Source organism: Streptomyces capparidis (assembly GCF_054782095.1).
Window position 1 is genome coordinate 1 of record NZ_BAAGTD010000021.1, and the last position, 18,379, is coordinate 18,379.

At 71.8% G+C, this 18,379-nt stretch carries 17 protein-coding genes; 8 read left to right on the top strand and 9 right to left on the bottom strand.

Going from position 1 to position 18,379, the window contains the following annotated elements:
- The first annotated feature begins 327 nt into the window (after positions 1–327).
- Both ACYVO2_RS18320 and ACYVO2_RS18325 read left to right on the top strand, forming a co-directional pair.
- Positions 328–555 carry a hypothetical protein gene (locus ACYVO2_RS18320; RefSeq protein ID WP_461008932.1) on the top strand — a complete coding sequence of 76 codons (228 nt, stop codon included), beginning with the start codon at positions 328–330 and terminating at the stop codon, positions 553–555.
- Positions 548–1,654, top strand: coding sequence for a response regulator (locus ACYVO2_RS18325; RefSeq protein WP_461008933.1), 1,107 nt, complete (start codon positions 548–550; stop codon positions 1,652–1,654). The genes ACYVO2_RS18320 and ACYVO2_RS18325 overlap by 8 nt, the downstream gene beginning before the upstream one ends.
- A gap of 72 nt (positions 1,655–1,726) precedes the next feature.
- On the opposite strand, the gene ACYVO2_RS18330 is transcribed toward ACYVO2_RS18325, so the two are convergent.
- The 6 genes from ACYVO2_RS18330 to ACYVO2_RS18355 all read right to left on the bottom strand — a co-directional run bounded on the left by ACYVO2_RS18330 (position 1,727) and on the right by ACYVO2_RS18355 (position 7,617).
- Positions 1,727–2,638, bottom strand: a complete 912-nt coding sequence (locus ACYVO2_RS18330) for an aminoglycoside phosphotransferase family protein (protein WP_461008934.1) — start codon at positions 2,636–2,638, stop codon at positions 1,727–1,729.
- 123 nt (positions 2,639–2,761) lie between these two features.
- Entirely contained in the window at positions 2,762–4,882 is a 2,121-nt protein-coding gene (locus tag ACYVO2_RS18335) for a PP2C family protein-serine/threonine phosphatase (protein ID WP_461008935.1), read from the bottom strand.
- 36 nt (positions 4,883–4,918) lie between these two features.
- Complete coding sequence (locus ACYVO2_RS18340) at positions 4,919–5,461, bottom strand: DUF6328 family protein (protein ID WP_461008936.1); 543 nt, start codon at positions 5,459–5,461, stop codon at positions 4,919–4,921.
- A gap of 130 nt (positions 5,462–5,591) precedes the next feature.
- Positions 5,592–6,005, bottom strand: coding sequence for a type II toxin-antitoxin system VapC family toxin (locus ACYVO2_RS18345; RefSeq protein WP_461008937.1), 414 nt, complete (start codon positions 6,003–6,005; stop codon positions 5,592–5,594).
- Entirely contained in the window at positions 6,002–6,265 is a 264-nt protein-coding gene (locus ACYVO2_RS18350; RefSeq protein ID WP_461008938.1) for a CopG family transcriptional regulator, read from the bottom strand. Before ACYVO2_RS18350 ends, ACYVO2_RS18345 begins: the two co-directional genes overlap by 4 nt.
- A gap of 176 nt (positions 6,266–6,441) precedes the next feature.
- A complete protein-coding gene (locus ACYVO2_RS18355) occupies positions 6,442–7,617 on the bottom strand; it encodes a S1 family peptidase (RefSeq protein ID WP_461008939.1) in 1,176 nt (391 codons plus the stop codon).
- Positions 7,618–8,011: 394 nt separating this feature from the next.
- Between ACYVO2_RS18355 and ACYVO2_RS18360 the strand changes: the two genes are divergently transcribed.
- The gene (locus ACYVO2_RS18360; RefSeq protein ID WP_461008940.1) at positions 8,012–9,079 is read left to right on the top strand and encodes a glycoside hydrolase family 43 protein; all 1,068 of its coding nucleotides are present in this window, start codon (positions 8,012–8,014) and stop codon (positions 9,077–9,079) included.
- 243 nt (positions 9,080–9,322) lie between these two features.
- Here the strand turns inward: ACYVO2_RS18360 and ACYVO2_RS18365 are convergent, their stop codons facing one another.
- The gene (locus ACYVO2_RS18365) at positions 9,323–9,754 is read right to left on the bottom strand and encodes a hypothetical protein (RefSeq protein WP_461008941.1); all 432 of its coding nucleotides are present in this window, start codon (positions 9,752–9,754) and stop codon (positions 9,323–9,325) included.
- A complete protein-coding gene (locus ACYVO2_RS18370) occupies positions 9,751–10,170 on the bottom strand; it encodes a hypothetical protein (RefSeq protein WP_461008942.1) in 420 nt (139 codons plus the stop codon). The genes ACYVO2_RS18365 and ACYVO2_RS18370 overlap by 4 nt, the downstream gene beginning before the upstream one ends.
- A 408-nt stretch (positions 10,171–10,578) precedes the next feature.
- On the opposite strand from ACYVO2_RS18370, the gene ACYVO2_RS18375 reads away from it, so the two are divergent.
- The 5 genes from ACYVO2_RS18375 to ACYVO2_RS18395 all read left to right on the top strand — a co-directional run bounded on the left by ACYVO2_RS18375 (position 10,579) and on the right by ACYVO2_RS18395 (position 16,739).
- On the top strand, positions 10,579–11,778 hold the full coding sequence (locus tag ACYVO2_RS18375; protein WP_461008943.1) for a helix-turn-helix domain-containing protein: 1,200 nt from the start codon (positions 10,579–10,581) through the stop codon (positions 11,776–11,778).
- Between the two features lie 20 nt (positions 11,779–11,798).
- Positions 11,799–12,275: a hypothetical protein gene (locus ACYVO2_RS18380; protein WP_461008944.1), complete on the top strand. Its 477-nt coding sequence runs from the start codon at positions 11,799–11,801 to the stop codon at positions 12,273–12,275.
- A gap of 103 nt (positions 12,276–12,378) precedes the next feature.
- A complete protein-coding gene (locus tag ACYVO2_RS18385) occupies positions 12,379–12,861 on the top strand; it encodes a hypothetical protein (protein WP_461008945.1) in 483 nt (160 codons plus the stop codon).
- Between the two features lie 462 nt (positions 12,862–13,323).
- The gene (locus tag ACYVO2_RS18390; RefSeq protein WP_461008946.1) at positions 13,324–14,604 is read left to right on the top strand and encodes a hypothetical protein; all 1,281 of its coding nucleotides are present in this window, start codon (positions 13,324–13,326) and stop codon (positions 14,602–14,604) included.
- 26 nt (positions 14,605–14,630) lie between these two features.
- Complete coding sequence (locus ACYVO2_RS18395; protein WP_461008947.1) at positions 14,631–16,739, top strand: AIPR family protein; 2,109 nt, start codon at positions 14,631–14,633, stop codon at positions 16,737–16,739.
- Positions 16,740–16,755: 16 nt separating this feature from the next.
- On the opposite strand, the gene ACYVO2_RS18400 is transcribed toward ACYVO2_RS18395, so the two are convergent.
- The gene (locus ACYVO2_RS18400; protein WP_461008948.1) at positions 16,756–18,372 is read right to left on the bottom strand and encodes a serine/threonine-protein kinase; all 1,617 of its coding nucleotides are present in this window, start codon (positions 18,370–18,372) and stop codon (positions 16,756–16,758) included.
- Positions 18,373–18,379: the final 7 nt, after the last annotated feature.

Below are 18,379 nucleotides of genomic sequence, written 5' to 3' on the forward strand. Positions count from 1 at the left end.
GCGCCCGGTCCCGGGAGCGGCCCGCCGCCGCGGGCGCCGGCCGAGGGCACGCGCGCCCGGCCGGTGTTGCCGAACCCGCCCGCACCACCCGGCCCCGCCCGGCCGCCGTGAGCCGCCCCGGCCTGCGGCGAGACGGTGTTGCGGGCCCGCACCGCAACGGTGCCGGGCCCGCCGCGGTGTTGCTGACCCGGCCGTTCCCTGGGCGCAACACCGGTGCCCGCGGCCATGCTGGGTCCACCCTGCGGACGCCCGTCCGCAGGGTGGATGCCGGGCCGGTGTCGCGGCCGGCGGAGCGAAGAGGACCCGGTGGACCGCTCGTTGTTGTCGTTGAGGTCGACGCTCGTACTGTTACTCGGCTCGCTGACGGGCATCGGGGCGGGGGTGCTCACCGCGCTCGCGGACGGCGGGGCGCCGCGCGGCGTGCTGTACGGCTGCGCCGCCGCGGGCCTTGCGGTGCCCTTCTTCGACCGGCTGATCGCCGCGGACACCCCGGCCCCCGGCGGGCCCGGCGCCCCCGCGCCGCCCGAGCGGGGCCGCGGAGGCGGGCGTGGGTGAGCTGCGTCCCCTGGCGGACGACCTGAGCGAGGAGTCCCGGGCGCTGGCCACGGCGCTGCGGGAGCTGTTCGCGGGCCTGGAGGTGTCGGTGCGCCGCTACGCCGTACGCCGCAACCGGGACGCCGGGGCCCTGTCGCGCTACCTCAGCGGCGCCCGGATCCCGCCGTGGGACGTGGTGGTGGACCTGCTCACCGATCTCGCGGAGCACCGCGGCACCGCGGCCACGCCCGAGGCCATCGAACTGGTCAGGAAGCTGCACCAGGCCGCCTCCGAGACCAGCGCTCCCCCCGGGCAGGCGGTGGAGCTGCTGGAGCGGCAGCTCGCCGACGCCGACCGCGACTCCCGCCGCTCCACCGCGCACGGGGACGTGCTGGGGGAGGCGCTGCTCAGCCGCAGGACCCGCATCGCCGACCTGGAGGTGCGGCTGAGCCACCTGGAGGCCGAGTGGAGCGCCGAGCGCGCCCGCGCCGACGCCCTGGAGGCGCAGTCACCCGACCTGGCCGAGCTGGTCCGGGAGCGCGACATGCTCCAGCAGCAGGTGGACCGCCTGTCCGCGCAGTTGCGGGAGGTGCGCCGCCGGCACGACCGGGCCGAGGAGCGCTGCGAGCTGCTGGAGCGCCAGCTCGCCACCATCAGCCCCGCCCCGGAGCCGCCCGGCGACCACGGCGCCGGCGCCCTCCCCGGGCCGGCGCGGCGCTGCCTGCCGAAGGTGCTCATCGTGGACGACCAGCCGGCCAACCTCCTCGCCATGACCGCGGCGCTGTCCAGCCTGGACCAGCAGCTCGTGGCCGTCCCCAGCGGCCGGGAGGCGCTGAAGGCGCTGCTCGACCACGACGACTTCGCCGTGATCATCCTGGATGTGCAGATGCCCGAGATGGACGGCTACGAGACCGCGGCCCACATCAAGCGGCGCAGCAGGACCCGGGACATCCCGATCATCTTCCTCACCGCCATGGGCGCCGACGCCGGGCACTCCGCGCGCGGTTACGCGGCCGGTGCCGTGGACTACATCGCCAAGCCCTGCGACCCGTGGGCGCTGCGCGCGAAGGTCGCCGTCTTCACCGAGATCCACCTGGAGCGCCGCCTGCGCGGACGCTGACCGCCGCCGCCCCGTCCGCGGGCCCCGCCGCCCGCGGGAACGGCGCGCCCCGGCCGCCCGGGGACGCGGCGGTCAGCCGAAGCGGTCGTGGTCCGCCAGCACCGCGTCCACGACCCGGCGGTGCTCGGCGGCCGACTCCGGCCTGGTGTCGATGTCCTGCGACAGCACCAGCAGGGCCTTCCACAGCGCCCAGCCGCGCGCCCGCGCCCACATGGCCGCGTCCTGGCCCACGGCGGCGCGGAACGCCTCCCGGCTCTCGCCCGAGAACATCGTCCACGCGATCACCAGGTCGCAGGCCGGATCCCCCACCCCCGAGGTCCCGAAGTCGATGACCGCGGCCAGCTTCCCGTCCCTGACCAGCAGGTTCCCCGCGGCGATGTCCCCGTGGAACCACACCGGCGCCCCCCGCCACGTGGCGGCGAGCGCGGCCTGCCACACGGCCGAGGCCCGCGCGGTGTCCACCCGGCCGTCCAGCGCGGCCAGGCAGCGGCGGGTCTCCTCGTCGTAGTGCGCCGGGGGCCCGCCCCGGTGGAAGCTGTGCGCCCCGGCCGCGGGCCCGCCCGTGGCGTCCACGTGCTGAAGGGCCAGGACGAACTCCGCGACCGCCTCGGCGAAGGACGGCAGGTCGTCGATGCGGGCGGCCGACGCCGTCTCGCCGTCCAGCCAGCGGCGCACCGACCAGTGGTGCGGGTAGCCCTCGCCCGGCGCCCCCAAGGCCAGCACCTCGGGCACCGGCACCGGCAGCGAGGGCGCCAGCACGGGCAGCCACCGGTGCTCCTTGCCGACCGCGGGCGCGTAGCTGGCGGCGGTGGGCAGCCGCACCGTCATGTCGTCGCCGAGCCGGTAGGTGCGGTTGTCCCACCCGTCGACCTCCACCGGCCGCACGGGCAGGTCCCGCCACGGCGGGAACTGCGCCGCGATCAGCCGCCTCACCAGCCGGGCGTCGATCCCGGCCCGTCCGTCCGCGTATCGGTCCTCGGCCATCCCGGGATCATGACGGGCCGCCCACGGACGGCGCAATCGGATAAAACCGCCCCCGCCGAACCCGCCCCCGCCGAACCCGCCCCCGCCGAGCCGGCGCCCGCGGCTGGGCCCCGCCGCCGCGGCTCACCCCGGGCGCTCCGTGGCCTCCAGCAGCAGCAGGGCGATGTCGTCCACGTGCCGCCGGGTCGGCCGGGCCGTGGCCACCATGCTGTCGATCAGCCGGTCCAGGGGCAGGTCGCCCGCGTCCGCCAGGTGCCGGGCCAGGGCCTCGGTGGTCCGGGCGAGGTCGGTGCCGGGAACCTCCACCAGGCCGTCGGTGTACAGGGCGAGCAGGGCGCCCACGGGCAGTCGCAGGCTGGTCACCGGGTAGGGGGCCTGCACCCCGACGCCCAGCAGGGGGCCGGGTTCCACGTCGAGCACCCGGGCCCGGGGCGGGACCCCGGGCAGTCGCAGCAGCGGCGGCGGGTGCCCGGCGCTGGCCAGGGCGACGCGGCGGTCGGCGAGGTCGAGGTGCACGTACAGGCAGGAGACGAACAGGTCGGTCTCCAGGTCGGCCAGGACCCGGTTGGTGCGGGCCAGCACCTCGCCCGGCGCGGCACCCGCGGTGGCGTGGGCGTGCACGGCGGTGCGGACCTGCCCCATGAGCGCCGCCGCGCTGACGTTGTGCCCCTGCACGTCGCCGATGACCGCCGCCGCGGCGGTGTCGCCCAGGCGGATCAGGTCGTAGAAGTCGCCGCCGATGTCCATGCCGTGGGTCGCGGGCAGGTAGCGGGCGGCGACGTTCAGCCCGGGCAGCACCGGGAGGGTGCGGGGCAGCAGCGACTGCTGGAGGCCGTGGGCGAGGTCCTGCTTGGCGTCGTAGAGGCGGGCCCGGTCCAGCGCCTGGGCGATCAGGCCGGCCAGCGAGGTGAGGACGGCGCGCTCGCCCGCGGTGAAGGTGTGCGGCCGGTCGTAGGACAGGACGCAGCAGCCCACGGGCCGCTGCGAGATGATCAGCGGCAGGAACGCCCACGCCTGCTTCCCGCTGAGCGCGCTGGCCTGTGGGTGGGTGCGGGCCAGCTCCTCGGGGGTGGCGTAGAAGGCGGGGCTGCCGCTGCTCAGGACCTGGCCCGCGGGGGTCAGTTCGGTGTCGAGCGGCAGCCCGTCCAAGCGCTCGATGGCCCGCGGGCTGTAGCCGCGATACCCGGTGATCCGCAGCCGCCCCCCCTCCGCCGCGGACAGCACCATCCCCTGGGCGCCGAAGGCGGGCAGCACCTGGTCGGCGACCAGGTCGATGACGTCCCGCACGCCGACGCTCTCGGTCAGCGCCGCCGCCAGGTGCATGAGCTGGTGGACCCGGCCCGCCACCGCCCCGCCCCCGCTGCCGGGCGCGGCCGAGCCGAGCGGCGGTGCCGTGTCCCGGGGCCGCGCGCCGCTCCGGCCCGGGGCGATCAGGGCGCTGATGCCGCTGTCGTCCGGATAGAGCCGGAACTCCAGCCACCGGTCGGGCGGGCGCAGCACGGCGTACGCGACGGGTTCGCGGCTGAGTATCGCGGTGCGGTAGTGGTCCTCGTACACCGGGTCGTCCAGCCAGGGCAGGGACTGCCACGGCAGGGTGCCCATGAGCTGGTCGGCGCCGCGCCCCAGCAGGGTGGCGGCGGCGGTGTTGAGGAAGGTGACGCGTCCCTCCAGGTCCAGGGAGACCGCCCCCACCGGCAGGCGCTCGACCAGGTCGGCCGCGGCGAGCCCCGGCTGCGGCGGGCCGGCGCCGGGCCGGTGCGCCGTGACGACGCGCGGCTGGTCCGGGACGTCCGGCGGGCGGGGGGACTCGTCCAGCAGGCGGGCGATGCGCCGGGCGCTGGAGACGATGTGGCCGCGCTCGCGCGGGGTCAGCTCCGGCGGACGCGTCGCGGGCCACAGCAGCAGCAGCGCGCCCCAGCGGTGCCGGACACCGGTGAGCGGGGCCACCGCCAGCGCGAACCGGTAGGGCAGGCCCGCCGCGGCGCGCGGGTAGTCGCGCGCCATCTCCTCCTGCCGGCCCACCCACACCAGCCGGTCCTCGCACACCGCGCCGGAGATCGGCCCGCCCGCGACCAGCGGAACCCGCCACCACGGGGCCGCGCTCACCGTCGGCACGCCGCACAGCACCACCAGTTTCAGCACGGGCTCGTCCGCCGCCAGCAGGTACAGGCCCCCGGCCGAGGCCCCGGTGCCGCGGACGGTGGCGGCCAGCGCCTCGTCCAGCGCCCGCGGCGAATCGCCCATATCGGAACCATACGCCCGCCCGGGCGGGGCCGCCGCCTACTCCCCGTCCGCCCCCGGCTGCCGCCCGGCCCGCCGCCGCAGCCACAGCGGCAGCGCGTACCAGCACAGCCCGAACCACAGCATGACCCCGCCGACCAGCAGCTCGGCGAGCAGCCCCGGGATCACCACATGCAGGATCAGCAGCAGCGTGCACCCGATGGTCAGGGCGAGGAACACCATGCCGCAGACCATCAGCCGCCCCGCGACCTCCACCACGTCGTCCTTCATCCGCTGCCCGGACAGGAACCGGTGGATGGACACGGGCGCGATCAGCGCTCCCGTGGCCGTCGCGCCCAGCACCACGGTGACGACGTACACCGTACGGTCGAACGTGCCCAGCTCCCGGAACGCCGGGGTGAACGCCACGCTCAGCAGGAACCCGAAGAGGATCTGCACCCCCGTCTGCGCGACCCGCGTCTCCTGGAGGATCTCGTTCCACCGCCGGTTGACCCGCTCCCGCGGCGTCTCCTCCCGCTCACCCGCCGCCGCGCACACACCCCCCGGAGCTCTGCCCCCGGCCGACTCCTCCACCATCGTCATGGCACCCACCACCTCCGCCCCCACCGGCTGCCCCGACCGGAGACATCCATGCGAACTGGCGTTCAAGCGGGACGACGCCTCCGCGGAACGCCGGGCCGGCGGCCGTCACTTGACGCCTGCCCGGCCCGGATCAGATCTTGATGACGGTGACGCGCCCACCGCACAGCGCCGCCAAGTCCTCCGGGTCCGAGGTCAGGATCGTGGTCGGCCCCGGTGCGGCGAGGGCGGTGGCGCCGAGCATCGCGTCGATGGCGTACTCGTGGCCGTGCAGCCCGGCGTCGGCGAGGAGGCCGGCGGCCTGGCGGGCGATCGCCTCGGTGACCGGTTCCACGACGATGCGGGACAACGTCCACTCGAAGGCCGGGCGATTGATACGGGGATGGACCACCTCGACGAGAGTGGCGGCTGACGTGATCACGCGCAGGTCATCGGCGTGGGCCAGGGCGAGCCAGGCGGTGACCGCGCGGTCCCGCAGTACGGCCTTGGCCAACCCCCCGCTGTCGAGGACCAGGGTGCCGCCGGGGGCGGCGGGGGAACGGGTCACGCGGCGTCGGTCCCGCCGCCCGTCTGCTCCCGGCGGGCCCGGAGGAGCTGCTCGCGCAGGGCCTGCACCTCTTCGTCGGTGACGGCCCCGTGGTCCGCCTCGGCGACCTGGATGAGTTCGTTGAGGTTGTCGCGCTCGATCTGGCGGGCGACCGCGGCGGTGACGTAGGCGGACAGTCCGGAAGGACCACCGCGGGTCCGGGCAGCTTCGGCGATGTCTCGCGGCATGGTGATCGAGTACTTGGCGGTGGGCTCGCTCATACTACCTATGCTACCTCTCATACCACCGAGGTCGCCCGTGCGGGTGCGCGCGTGGCCCCGCCGCGACGCGGACCCCCTCGCCGCCGGAACAGGGCGGCCCATCCCCGCGGCAACACGAAGGGTCCCGCCGGACGCCGCCCCGGCGGAACCCTCCTCACCTTCCCGGCCTTCCCGGATCAGGCGGTGTGCAGCCTCAGCCCGTACCGGTTGAGGATCTCGTTGACCGGCTGGTACCACGTCTCCCCGCCGCTCGAGCAGTTGCCCCAGCCGCCGGAGGTGACGCCCTGCGCCTGGTCGCCGCTGATGAACGAGCCGCCGGAGTCGCCGGGCTCGGCGCAGACGCTGGTCTTCGTCATCTGGTGCACCGCGCCCTGGCTGTAGTTGACGGTCTCGTTCTTGGCCAGCACCCTGCCGCAGTGCCAGCGGGTGGTGGAGCCGGAGCGGCAGATGGAGGCGCCGATCGGGGCCTCGGCCGAGCCGCGCACGAGCTGGTCGGGAACCGTGCCCCAGCCGAGGACGACCGGCACCGTCCACCAGCCGCTGCCCACGCTGACCCAGGCGTAGTCGTTGTCCGGGAACGACGAGCCCTGGAACGTCCCGATGTGGGTGCGGTCCCAGCCGCTGACGGCCGCGCCGGCCCGGCCGCAGTGCCCGGCGGTGACGAACCCGCCGTGCACCGAGAAGCCGATGGAGCAGCGGACGTTGCCGGTGTAGTACGGGTCGCCGCCGACCGTGCCCGCCGCGAAGGTCCGCGGTGCGGACCCCACCGTCCGCACGGTGACCGGACCCGCCTCGCGGGCCTGGTCCACGAACCGCTGGACATCGTTGTCAGCGCGCGCGTCGCCGACCACGTTCACCACCACCGTGCTCGCGGCCGGATCGACGTGCCAACTGCTGACGCCGGCGGGCGCCTCCAGGCGGTCGATGCGCGACTTGGCGGCGTTGAGCTCCTTCTCGCTGTGCTCGACGGTCCGCACCTGCGCCCCGGTGGCGCGGACGGCCTGAACCGTGGCGGGCGCCGCGTCCGAGGTGACGGCCACGGTCAGCCGCCCCCGCTCGGCGTCGAACCACGAGCCGCCGAAGGCGCTCCCCGCGGCCCGGCGCGCCGTGGGCACGAGGTCGGTGGCCCGGCGCTCGTCCGCGAGCCGGTCCTCGGCCTCGGCGCGGGTGAGGCCAAGGTCCCGCTGCATCGCCTCGAGCAGACCGGGCGAGGTCTCCGGGGCGGCGGTGGCGGCGGTGGGGGAGCCGGCGGCGGAGTCGGACGCCGAGGCGGGCAGCGTGCTCGCCGCGGACCAGCCGCCGAGCATGAGGAGGGTGGCCAGGGCGGCGTGCTTGAGTCTGCTGCGTCTCATGGGGGGTTGCCCTTCGTCGTTCCGGCGAGGTCGGGGGTGGAACAACCACTAGTTGAGAGCGCTCTCATCAGATGGGCACGGAGCTTACCTCCGTCACAGAACCATGTCCATGCCAACCGTGCCATCCGTCAGGGCCCTGGCGCCCACCCCCACGGCACCCGCCCGCTTCCCCCTCACACCGACCCACCCACAGCACGCGTTGACATGCCCCCGCCCACCCGCGATGCTGCGACTACGCCCCTCCTCCCCTCCGCGTCCCCGCACGGGAGCGAAGGAGCGTGACGGCCGGAGCCGCCCCACCCCCCTCCGACGCGGCCCCGCCCGGACGCCGTCTCAGCGCCGACGCACCTCGTCGACCCCGGCGTCGAAGCGGAGCCCGACCAGGGAAGGGACCGTGAAGCTTCCTCGCTGTCTTTCCGCCGCCGCCATCACCCTGTCCGGCGTCCTCGCCGCCGTGCTCGCCCTGTCCCTCGGCGGCCCCGCCCAGGCGGGGCAGACCAGCCTCAGGGCCGCGGACCCGAGCGTGCTCCGGGTCGGCGGCACCTACATCGGGGTGCAGTCCACCGGCGGCGGCATCGTCGTGCGGCAGGCGTCCTCGCCCGGCGCCCTGGCCACGGCACCCGCCCGCCCGGTCTGGACCGACACCGGCAACCTCGGTGAGGTCTGGGCCCCCGAGATCGTCCTGGACGGCGGCCGCTACTACATCTACTTCACCGCCGGCCGCGCCGCGGACCACCGCATGTACGTGATCAGCTCAACCAGCCCGGACACCGGATACTCCACCGCGAAGCGAATGGCCCTGCCCGACGACAAGTGGGCCATCGACGGCGTCCCGTTCGTCTTCAACGGGCAGCGCTGGTTCGTCTGGTCCGGCTGGGCGGGCAACGACAACGTCGAGCAGAACCTCTACATCGCCCGGATGAGCAGCCCCACCACGACGACCGGCGCCCGGTACATCATCTCCCAGCCGCGGGAACCCTGGGAGCGGGTGGTCGGCAGCCCGTACATCAACGAGGGCCCCGAGCCCATCAAGGACCCCAACGGCCAACTCCACATCGTCTACTCCGCCAACGGCAGTTGGAGCGACCAGTACTGCCTGGCCGACCTGCGGCTGCGCGCCGGCGGCGACCCGACGTACGTGTGGGACTGGTACAAGTCCAACGGCTGCCTCTTCGGCTCCAACCGCGCCACGATGATGCCCGGCTGGGACCCGACGCTCCACGTCAACGGCCCCGGCCACCACACCTTCGTCCTCCTCAACGGCGACATCAACACCAGCCCACCCGCGGGCCCGACGTTCCCGATGATGTTCCACGCCGTCCCCAAGGGCACCCCGTACGCCTGGGAGAACCGCTACTGGTACACCGGCACCTTCTGCTGGTGGGGCAACACCACGTACAGCCGCGCCAACGTCCCCGGCGCGAACACGAACACCGGGTGGGGGTTGAAGTTCTTCGAGTAGCGGGAGGCGGGCGGCCGTCTCCACGCGTGTCGGGGACGCCGCCCGCCGAGCGCCTCTCCGGCGAAGAGCGAGCAGTCGCATCCGCGGCACCGAGGCGCACGCGGAAGTGGTCAGGGGTCGGTTCCACAGGCACTGTCACCCTCTCTCCTCACCGTCGCGAACGCCCACCGGAGCCAGAGCCCACATGGCGAGTTCAGCGCTGTGGCTCGCACCGTCGCCGGGGGCGTGGCCTCGCAGGTGCGCTCATCGGCTGTCGCCGTCCCCCGTGGCCGGGGGCTCGCACACGTGGTTCCGGGCGTCCTCCGCGAACACTTCCAGGCGGGCTCCCGCCCACCGGATGTGCTCGCGGAGGTGGGCGGCCCACAGGGGGTGGGTGCTGAGCCGGTCCTCGGTGTGGATCAGCAGGAGCACGGGGCGCACCCGCCCATCCCGGCACCATCGCAGCCGGGGGACGGCGGCCAGGGCGTCGTACAGGCGGGGGCGCAGGTGCGGGGTGCGGGCGGGGCGGCCGCAATCCACCCAGACCCCGGCCCGGTCCCACCCCTGCGCGTCGGCGTGCCGGTGCAGTTCGTCCAGCCGGGCCACGGTCGGGTCGGTGGCGGTGGTGCAGTGCCGGTCGTACAGCAGGACCACAGGCCGCGGCGGCGGGGCGAGGACCAGCCCGGTCCTGGTCACGGGTGCTCCAACACGGTGCGGGTGGCGGTGCACAGGGCCGTGAACAAGGCGGCCGGGTCGGTGAGGTAGCAGGACGGCCCCAAGGGCACGCGCCAGTGCGGGAGAGGCCGCACCCGGCGGGACACCGGAGGCACCCCGACGAGGCAGACGCGGTCCGGGGTGGCCGTCAGGAAGGTGACGGTCGGCAGGGCGGGCCAAGCCGTGGCCGCGCCGCAGCGGACCAGCCAGTACATCGCTCCGCCGAAGTGATCGGCGATGACCGCCCCGCTGCGGTGCCGCAGACAGGTCAACGCCGCCTCACCCACCGGCACGCTGCCGACCTTCACCGCGTCCCAGTATCGGCCTGCGACCACCATCTCCACCTCGTCCCCCGTCGGCGGCACCCACTGCTCCGCGGGGTGCACGGGGGCGCTCACCGGTCCTCCACCGAAGTGAGGCGACAGCGCCGCTGCGCCAGGTGCCCCTTGCGCGTCAGCGCCGTACCGAGAACATCGCGCCCTCCGGTGAGCCTCGCAGCGAGGTCGGCGTCGTCCATTCGGCCACGGGCAGGATGCCGTCCGCGAACCGGAGGCATCACCTTCCGAGTGGTGGCATTGATCGCCATGTGTCCCCTTCCCTGTCACGGGTAGTGAGGAGACGAAAGCGCAGGGCATACTGCGGGAACCAGTGACGACCCGCTCACCGCATATGCGTATGCGTACCCCGCATATGCATGGCCGGGGATTGATGAAGGCGATGTACCAAGGTCTCGGGGGCGAACATCGGTGAACTGGTCTGTGCAAGGTGTTCGGGAGGCTTCCCGGGTCGGCGACTTCGGCCGCGTCGTGAAGCTGGCCCGCATCGCTGCCCGGGTTTCGCAGAAGCAGCTCGCCGAGGCGTGCGGAGTCAGCCAGTCCGCCATCTCACGGCTGGAGGGCCGCGGCGCCGCCTCCTACAACATGACACTCCTGGCGAGAGCCGCCACCCATCTGCGCATTCCCCCGCGCCTGGTCGGCCTCGCCGACCACACAGCGGCAGACGCCGCCCGCGTAGATGGAACCGAAGTGGAACGGCGAAACTTCCTGGCCGGAGCGGCAGCGGTCGTCACCGCCCCGGTCCTGGCGGCCCCTCCCGGAAACGACGCACACCCAAGCGGCGGCCACACCGCCACCCTCCGACTGGCCACCACCGCGTTCCGCCGCATGGAGGGCTCAACGCCCTCCCGGCACCTGACGGAACCAGTCCTGGCGCACCTCCGGCTCACCCAGACCCTCGCCGCCGAAACAGAGAACAAGAGCCGGGCCCGCCTGGCCGCGGTGGGCAGCGAGATCGCTTCGCTGGCGGGCTGGCTGGCGTGGGACATGGGAGACCACGGCTCGGCCCGCACCTGGTACGGCACCGCCATCAAGGCGGCCCACAGCGCGCGCGACCCGCTGCTGTCCGCCTATCAACTCGGCAGCTTCGCGCAGTTCGAGGCCCATGCGGGCAACGGGGCGCACGCCCTGCGACTGGTCGAGGCGGCGCGGAAGCGGCTGGGAGCACGAAGACCGGCCATAGCGGACGCGTGGTTGTGCACAGCGGAAGCGCTCGCACACGCCTCAGTGGGGGACAGCGAAGGAGCGGACCAAGCGCTGACGACCGCGGCCCACCTGACGGATTCGGTGGCGGACGAGGAGTCACCACCCTGGCCATGGGTGTTCAGCTTCACCCACGCCAAGGTCGCCGCCAGCCGGGTGTCCTGCGGCGCACGGCTCGGCCTGCCGCGCTGGGTGTTCGACGCCCAGGACGGTGCGGGCTCCGTGATGGCGGCAGGCCACGAGAAGCAACGCGCCCTGCTGCTCCTGGACCTCGCCTTCGCCCACTTGACGGCCGGACGACTCGACGGAGCCTTCACCTTGGGCACGCAGGCACTGGAGACGGGTCTGCGTTTCCGCTCCGGCCGGGTGGTGGACCGGGCCCGTGCGCTACGCCGCGCCTGCACCTCACCCACTCCACCGCGGATCGTGCGGGAGTTCGACGAGCGACTGCACGAGGTGTACTTGTGACCGGGCCGGGAGGAGCGGACATGCGCGTGGGCATCACGGGACATCGAGGGCTGGGCGAAGAGACCGAGCACCTGGTCCGCCGCGCCCTGCGGGAGGAAGTGGAGCGTCACCGCCCGAACGATCTCGTGGGTGTCTCGTGCCTGGCGGACGGCCCCGACTCCTGGTTCGCCGAGCTGGTCCTCGCCCACGGAGGGCGACTCGAAGCGGTGGTGCCCGCCCACGAGTACCGGCAGGGTCTCCCGAAGCAGCACCACGCCACGTACGACACCCTGCTGCACCGAGCGGTGGAAGTGCACTCCACAGGACTCGTCACATCGGACTCGCAGGCCCACATGGCCGGAAGCGAGATCCTCGTCGGCCTGGTGGACGAGCTGATCGCCGTCTGGGACGGCCAACCGGCGCGCGGCTATGGCGGCACCGCCGATGTGGTGGCCCATGCCCGGCGGACCGGGGTGCCGGTTCGGGTGATCTGGCCGGAGAGGGCCCGACGCGACTGACGCAGAAGGCCCAAAGACGCCGACCGCACGTGTCGGTGGCAGGCGGAAGCGCAAGCCTGAGCGCCTTCCCGGCTCTCAGCGACGTGACTGGAAGGATGGCCTGGTGACCACCTTCGCCGTGACCGGACATATGGATCTCACCACGGCGACCGCCGCCCTCGTGCGCGACGCATTGCGCACGCTGCTGGCGGAGTGGAACGACAACGACGGGGAGCTGGTCGGGGTCTCGTGCATCGCGCGCGGGGCGGACTCGTTGTTCGCCGAGGCGGTGCTGGAGGCCGGTGGTCGTCTGGTCGTCGTCGTGCCGTCGCGAGACTACCGCCAGGCGAAGGTCAAGCCGGACCACGCCCCGGTGTTCTACCGGCTGGTCGAGGCCGCCGCCGAGGTGCTCGTGATACCGCACGAGACGGCGAACCGGCAGGCGTACGAGGCGGCAAACAGAGAACTCCTCAAGCGCGCCGACAGGCTCGTGGCCGTCTGGGACGGCAGCCCGCCTTCCGGTAATGGCGGCGTTACCGCCGACACCGTCGTCCAAGCCCGCGCCGCCGGGTTGCCGGTGGATGTGGTCTGGCCGGACGGCGCGTAACGTCTCACTTGATCAGCGGAGGGGACGACCCGCGTGGTGGAATCGTTCTCCCTACCCGGCGGGGGCCCCGAACGGAGGGGAAGGGGCCAGCCTGTGGCGCGGCGGACGGACGGGCTGTGCGCGGCCTGTCTGCCAAGATGGCAGTCCGGAGCGATCCAAAGCTTGCGCCATGCCGAGGGCCGATGGAGACAACCCGCTCTGGCTTGCGGCGACGCCTTCAAAAATCATCACGCCGTCATCGCGTGATCAATGACACTGGGCTGCCCCCGCCCGCGTCCTGCTGTGCGCACGCAAACCCACTCGCTGGAGGTTGGAGCTGGCGCGCTACCATCCCCCTAAGCCTACCTCGGGGTGGTGGCAGGCGGTTTGGGGGAGTGGATGGGATTCGTGCAACCAAGGCAGCCAGATTCCACGTCTTCGGTGGGGTCGCCACGGCTGGCGATTCTGCGCCCTGACCATGACTTGCTTCGTCTGCTCGACGCCGACCAGACCAAAGAAAGGTCCTATTCCCAACCCTGTCGTGACTGGCCCGAGGTTAAATCGCACCTCGCGATCCTGGTTGCTCCTGTCGACCAGCCGGGTGACGAAGGTGGCCGGGAGCAATCAGAGCGGATCTGGGGACTGGGCATTGTGCGTCCTGCTCACGAGACCGATCGGGACCGGAAGGTCGTCATCTCCCGTGCACGAAGGATTCGAGGCCTGGTGCCTTTCTCGGGGCTCTGGTGCGCTGGCGGCGAGCGGGATGGTGCACTCGCCAGATCGTTACCGGCAAGCGGCCCTGTCACGGTCGACGCGGACATTGTGTTCGCAAATCTTCAGCGTATCTCCCCCGACGTTGAGAGGGAAGTCCAGAGGCTGTTGCCGTTGCTCGACGAAGGTGAAGGCTGGAGCGACCGGGAGCTCCGATGGCGCGATGAGCGTGATGCTCTGCTGCTATTCGCCAAGGTAGCTGGGTTGGCCCCGAATGACTTTGCTCCGGTGCGCGGCTGGGTCAGGACAGCCGCCCGGGCAAGCTTCCTGAGTGGGCTCACCGGGACTGCGGTTCAGCCGATGCTCGACGACATCCGTGGGCGGGCGGCGGAAAGGTTCAGCGGCGTCGGTGAGACCGTCGTCCAGGCGTTCGTGAGCGGCGGAGGCCGCCAAAGCTATGACGTTGAGGCCACGTCGATAACTGATCGGTGGGTGGTCGACGGCGGTGAGGGCTCTCTCGACGCCTATTACTACCACGTCGGCACCCGGACGCTCGTCATGCTGCGCTACCTGCGTCCTGGCCCGAACGGGCTCTTGTCGTCCGACGCCCGTCACAGCCTGGACGAGTTCCTCGGCCGTGTTCACCGCCTGCCGACACCCGCTCGACGCAGCGCCAACGATTACAGCCTGCTGGACGACCCAATCTTTCTTCGCATTCACGAGCAGGTGCCCTTCACTACTGCTCTGCATCGAACGAGTCCCGGCGCGATCTACCCCTATGGCCAGATTGCGGCAGCGGTCTCGGCCGCGGCGGAGGCCGGTTTCTCAGGTCCTCCCGTCGATGCCCTCACCCGCCACCTGGTACCGACCGACTTCGCCCGGCTGGTGCGCGACGGTTGGTTCGGTGCGCGCGAGGTGCCCTTCGATGTGGCCTTGGACTGGGTGGACGCCACTGTTGAAACGGTCGGTGTCGCCTTGATGGTCGTCGACTTCAGCAGCCGGCCGCGTGGCAACGGCTCAGGGATCGGGATGCGGGCCCAGGGCATCGCATGACACCACCAGTGGGAGGGCAACCATTCATGGCCACCTCGGGGGCGGACACACCTCGCCAGGTAACGCAGGTCCGCGAGCAACTGCACGAGACATTCGACGGGGTGATAGACGACAGTGACATCGCCCACTTCCGAGGGGGAAACTACGAGCAGCGCTTCCTCTCCCGCGCCCTCGCGGCCCTCGCGGTACGACGCGTAGCCAAATGCAGCGTGGCCGAGGCGGCCCGGTTCGTTACGGATGGCATCGCGGACCAAGGATTGGACGCCATTGCCCCCCTGCCGGAGAGCGGGCACGCTCTGCTGGTCCAGGCGAAGTGGAGCGACAAGGGCACGGCGACCTTCGACGTGGACGCTGCCAAGGCCATGGTGGACGGCCTGAACCGGATCGAGAACGAGCTGTACGACCAGTTCAATCAGCGTGCCGGTGCCCTCGCCCTACAGGCCAGACCATTCATCGTCAACGGGCGAGCCACCCTGGTCATCGCACTGATGGGCACCACGGAGCCATCGCCGCCCGCACGTGAGGTTCTCAACAACGCTCTCGACGAGTTCAACAAGCACGGCGCCCGCTTGAGCGTAGAGGTGCTGTACGCCGCAGACTTCCATGACCAGATCCATGCTGACCTTCGGCCGGAGCCCATCTGTCTGGACGTGCGCCTTGACGAGTGGTATCAACAGAAGGGACCACTTGAGGCCTTTCAGGGCACGATCTCCGCTGAAAGTGTCGCCGAATGGTACGAGACGTACGGCACCAGCCTGTTCGAGCAGAATCTCCGGGCCCCGCTCGGGACCACCGTCACCAACGCGGAGATCGGCCAGACCCTTACGTCCGACCCCACAAAATTCTGGCACCTGAACAACGGCATCACCATGATCTGTGACTCGCTCACGGCGAAGCACGACAGTGCCAAGGCACCGCAGAGCAGGCCGACCACTCTGACCGTGACGGGGGCGAGCATCGTCAACGGCGCTCAGACGGTACGGGCTATCGCCAGGGCCATGCACGATGACGGTGAGGCTGCGGCCCACGCTACTCTGAGCATCAAGGTCATCAATACGCATGGGGACCGGAAATTCGGCGTACAGGTCTCGCAGGCGGCGAACCGGCAGAACGCCATCGAGCAGCGCGATCACATCGCGCTCGAGCCCGTGCACCAAGCGATCAAAGCCAACTTGCGCGCCGAACTGCGCAAGCAGTACGTGATCAAGCGGGGCGAGCCGGTCGCTGCCCCAGAGACCGGTTGTTCACTGGACGAACTCGCCCTCGCCCTTGCTTGCCTGTACCCGGATGCCGAACAGGCCGCCCGAGCCGCGAGTTCCACGGAGAACCTCTGGGAGCAGGGTCCCAAGGGCAGCCACACTGTGCTGTTCCACCGTGAACCCTCTCCGCAGAAGGTGTGGCGCTCCGTCCTCACACTGCGCGCAGCACGGAGCGCCGTCTACGAACTGGGCAGTGGGCAGAACAGCCGCGAGGCGGCGACCGCGGAGCATGGTGGCTTTCTCGTCACCCACCTGCTCTTCCAGCATCTCGGGGCCACGAGCATCGATGACCCCGACTTCGACTGGGACAGCGAGGTCCTGGAAAAGATTCCCACCCTCGTACCGGACTTGGTGCGCCGACTGACGCACCTGATCGTCACTCGGTACGGACCCCGCCCTCAGATCAGGACCGCCTTCCAGACCGCGGATACATGCCGAGAGCTGGCGAAACACGTTCTTGGCGACCTGGCCGACGGCGTCGCCGTTCCCGCACCCCCCGCAAAGGAGCGCAAGCCACGCCGCAGGAACACGGTGCCGCTCCTGGTCGACCGCCGTGTCATCAAGGACGGATCCCCCCTTCGGTACGTGCCCCTGAACGCTCCCGAGCGTGACGCGATGGAAGAGTGGCTCGTCGAAGACGAAAGGCGACGCCAGGCGACCTGGGTCAATCACCGGACCAAGCCGATCCTGTGGGCGCACGACGAGCAGCAGTACTCGCCGTCCGGGCTGGTGTCGAAGATGTGGGCGGATGCCGAATGGGACGAGCGGCCGGTGTCCAACCAGGGGACAGCTCGCTGGTTCCTCGCGGATGGCCACAGCCTGTGGGATCTGGCGCAGCGCATCCACAGCGAAGAGGACGAAGAGGGCGAAGCCTGACGGTATCGGTGGGACGTCAGTAGGGGCCTGAACCCTCCGGGCGGTGCAGCCGGGCGAGGAGGTCGGCGATCTCGCGGGTCTCCTCATGGTCCTCGCCGAGGATTACGCACATGTCCTCGTGGAGGGCGTCGAGGACGCCCTCGGCTTCGCTGCGGCGGCCTTCGGAGAAGAGGAGGACGCCGATGCTGTGGCGTAGCTCGAGAGCGGTCTCGGAGGCGTCTCCATCCGCGTCGGACACGACCTCCAGGACTTCCTGGAACTCTCGCAGGGCGATGGTGGCCTGGCCGAGGTTGGCCCGGCAGTGGGCGGCGTGCCGGCGGCACTCCAATGCGCTGTCGCTGGACGGTCCCGCCGTACGGGCGTAGATGGCGGCCAGCGCGTCGAACTCCGCTAAGGCGCGCCGGAAGTCCTCGCCGGCCATGAGGACCGCCGCGCGCTGCCGCCGCAGGCCGAGCACCCGGGGGTTGTGCGCGCCGAGGGCAGTGGCTGCCGTGGTGATCACAGCCTTGAGGACGTCCGCGGCCTGGGTGAACCGCCCGCTCTCGGCGAGGTCCGCGGACCGGGCGTAGGCGTCCCGGACCGCGTCCCGAAGCGCGGTGTCGACGCGCGCCGGGACCGGCACCGGAGCCACCAGCTCGGCGGAAGGCGTAGGCACCGTGGTCCGCCGCAGGGGTGCGTTCGGCTGCCGGTAGACCAGCGTCGGGTCAGGCATCTCCGAAGGGGAGCCGCCGTCGATGAAGACCACGGGGTCAGCCGCTGAACCCGGCTGCGGCAGGTGCGGCGACAGGCGTTCGTACACCGCGTAAGCTTCGGCCGGACGCTGCTCGGGCGCCTTGGCCAGCAGGTCCAGGGTCAGCGCCTCCAAGCCTTCCGGCACCTCGGGCCGCAGGGCGCGCAACGGCGTCGGCGGCATTTCCATGTGCTGGTGCAGGAGCTGGTACTCGTTGTCGCCGCTGAAGACCGGCTCACCGGCGAGGAGTTCGTGCAGCACGCAGCCAAGTGCGTACAGGTCGCTGAGCGGCGTGATCTGCGTGCCGTCGATCTGCTCGGGCGGCATGTAGCGGCTGGTACCGATTCGGTTGCCGGTGGCCGTGAGTCGGGTGACGTCCGTGCGCAGCAGCTTCGCGATGCCGAAGTCCAGCACCTTCACCGTGCCGTCCGCGGCGATGAGGATGTTGTCCGGCTTGAGGTCGCGGTGCACGACCGGGATCGCGTGGGCGTACGACAGGACCGTGCAGATCTGTGCGGCGATTGACGCGGCCCAGCTCACCGGGAGCCGCACCGCCGCTCCGCCCCCCATGCCCGTGAGCACCCTGCGCAGAGAGATCCCGCGCACATACTCCATCACCAGGTAGAGCCGGTCGTACGACGCCTCGTCCAACACCGCGTCGAACACCTGCGGCACGCCGTGGTGGCCGATACGTGCGGTGACACGCGCCTCGCGCTCGAAGCGGCGGGTGAATTCCTTCACCTGCGCGGGCGATGCGACGACATCGGGCCGGATGAGCTTGACCGCGATCTCCCGGTCCAGGACGGCGTCGTAGCCGCGCCAGACCGTGCCCATGCCGCCGGACTCGATCTCCTCGATCAGCTCATAGCGGCCCTGCTCGCCGATTCTCCGTGCCTGCGCCACGCGCTGC

Coding starts and splice junctions, on each gene's coding strand:
- ACYVO2_RS18330 (WP_461008934.1), bottom strand. CDS start 2,638: ATGGCCGAGGACCGATACGCGGACGGACGGGCCGGGATCGACGCCCGG.
- ACYVO2_RS18335 (WP_461008935.1), bottom strand. CDS start 4,882: ATGGGCGATTCGCCGCGGGCGCTGGACGAGGCGCTGGCCGCCACCGTC.
- ACYVO2_RS18340 (WP_461008936.1), bottom strand. CDS start 5,461: ATGACGATGGTGGAGGAGTCGGCCGGGGGCAGAGCTCCGGGGGGTGTG.
- ACYVO2_RS18350 (WP_461008938.1), bottom strand. CDS start 6,265: ATGAGCGAGCCCACCGCCAAGTACTCGATCACCATGCCGCGAGACATC.
- ACYVO2_RS18355 (WP_461008939.1), bottom strand. CDS start 7,617: ATGAGACGCAGCAGACTCAAGCACGCCGCCCTGGCCACCCTCCTCATG.
- ACYVO2_RS18380 (WP_461008944.1), top strand. CDS start 11,799: ATGCGCGTGGGCATCACGGGACATCGAGGGCTGGGCGAAGAGACCGAG.
- ACYVO2_RS18395 (WP_461008947.1), top strand. CDS start 14,631: ATGGCCACCTCGGGGGCGGACACACCTCGCCAGGTAACGCAGGTCCGC.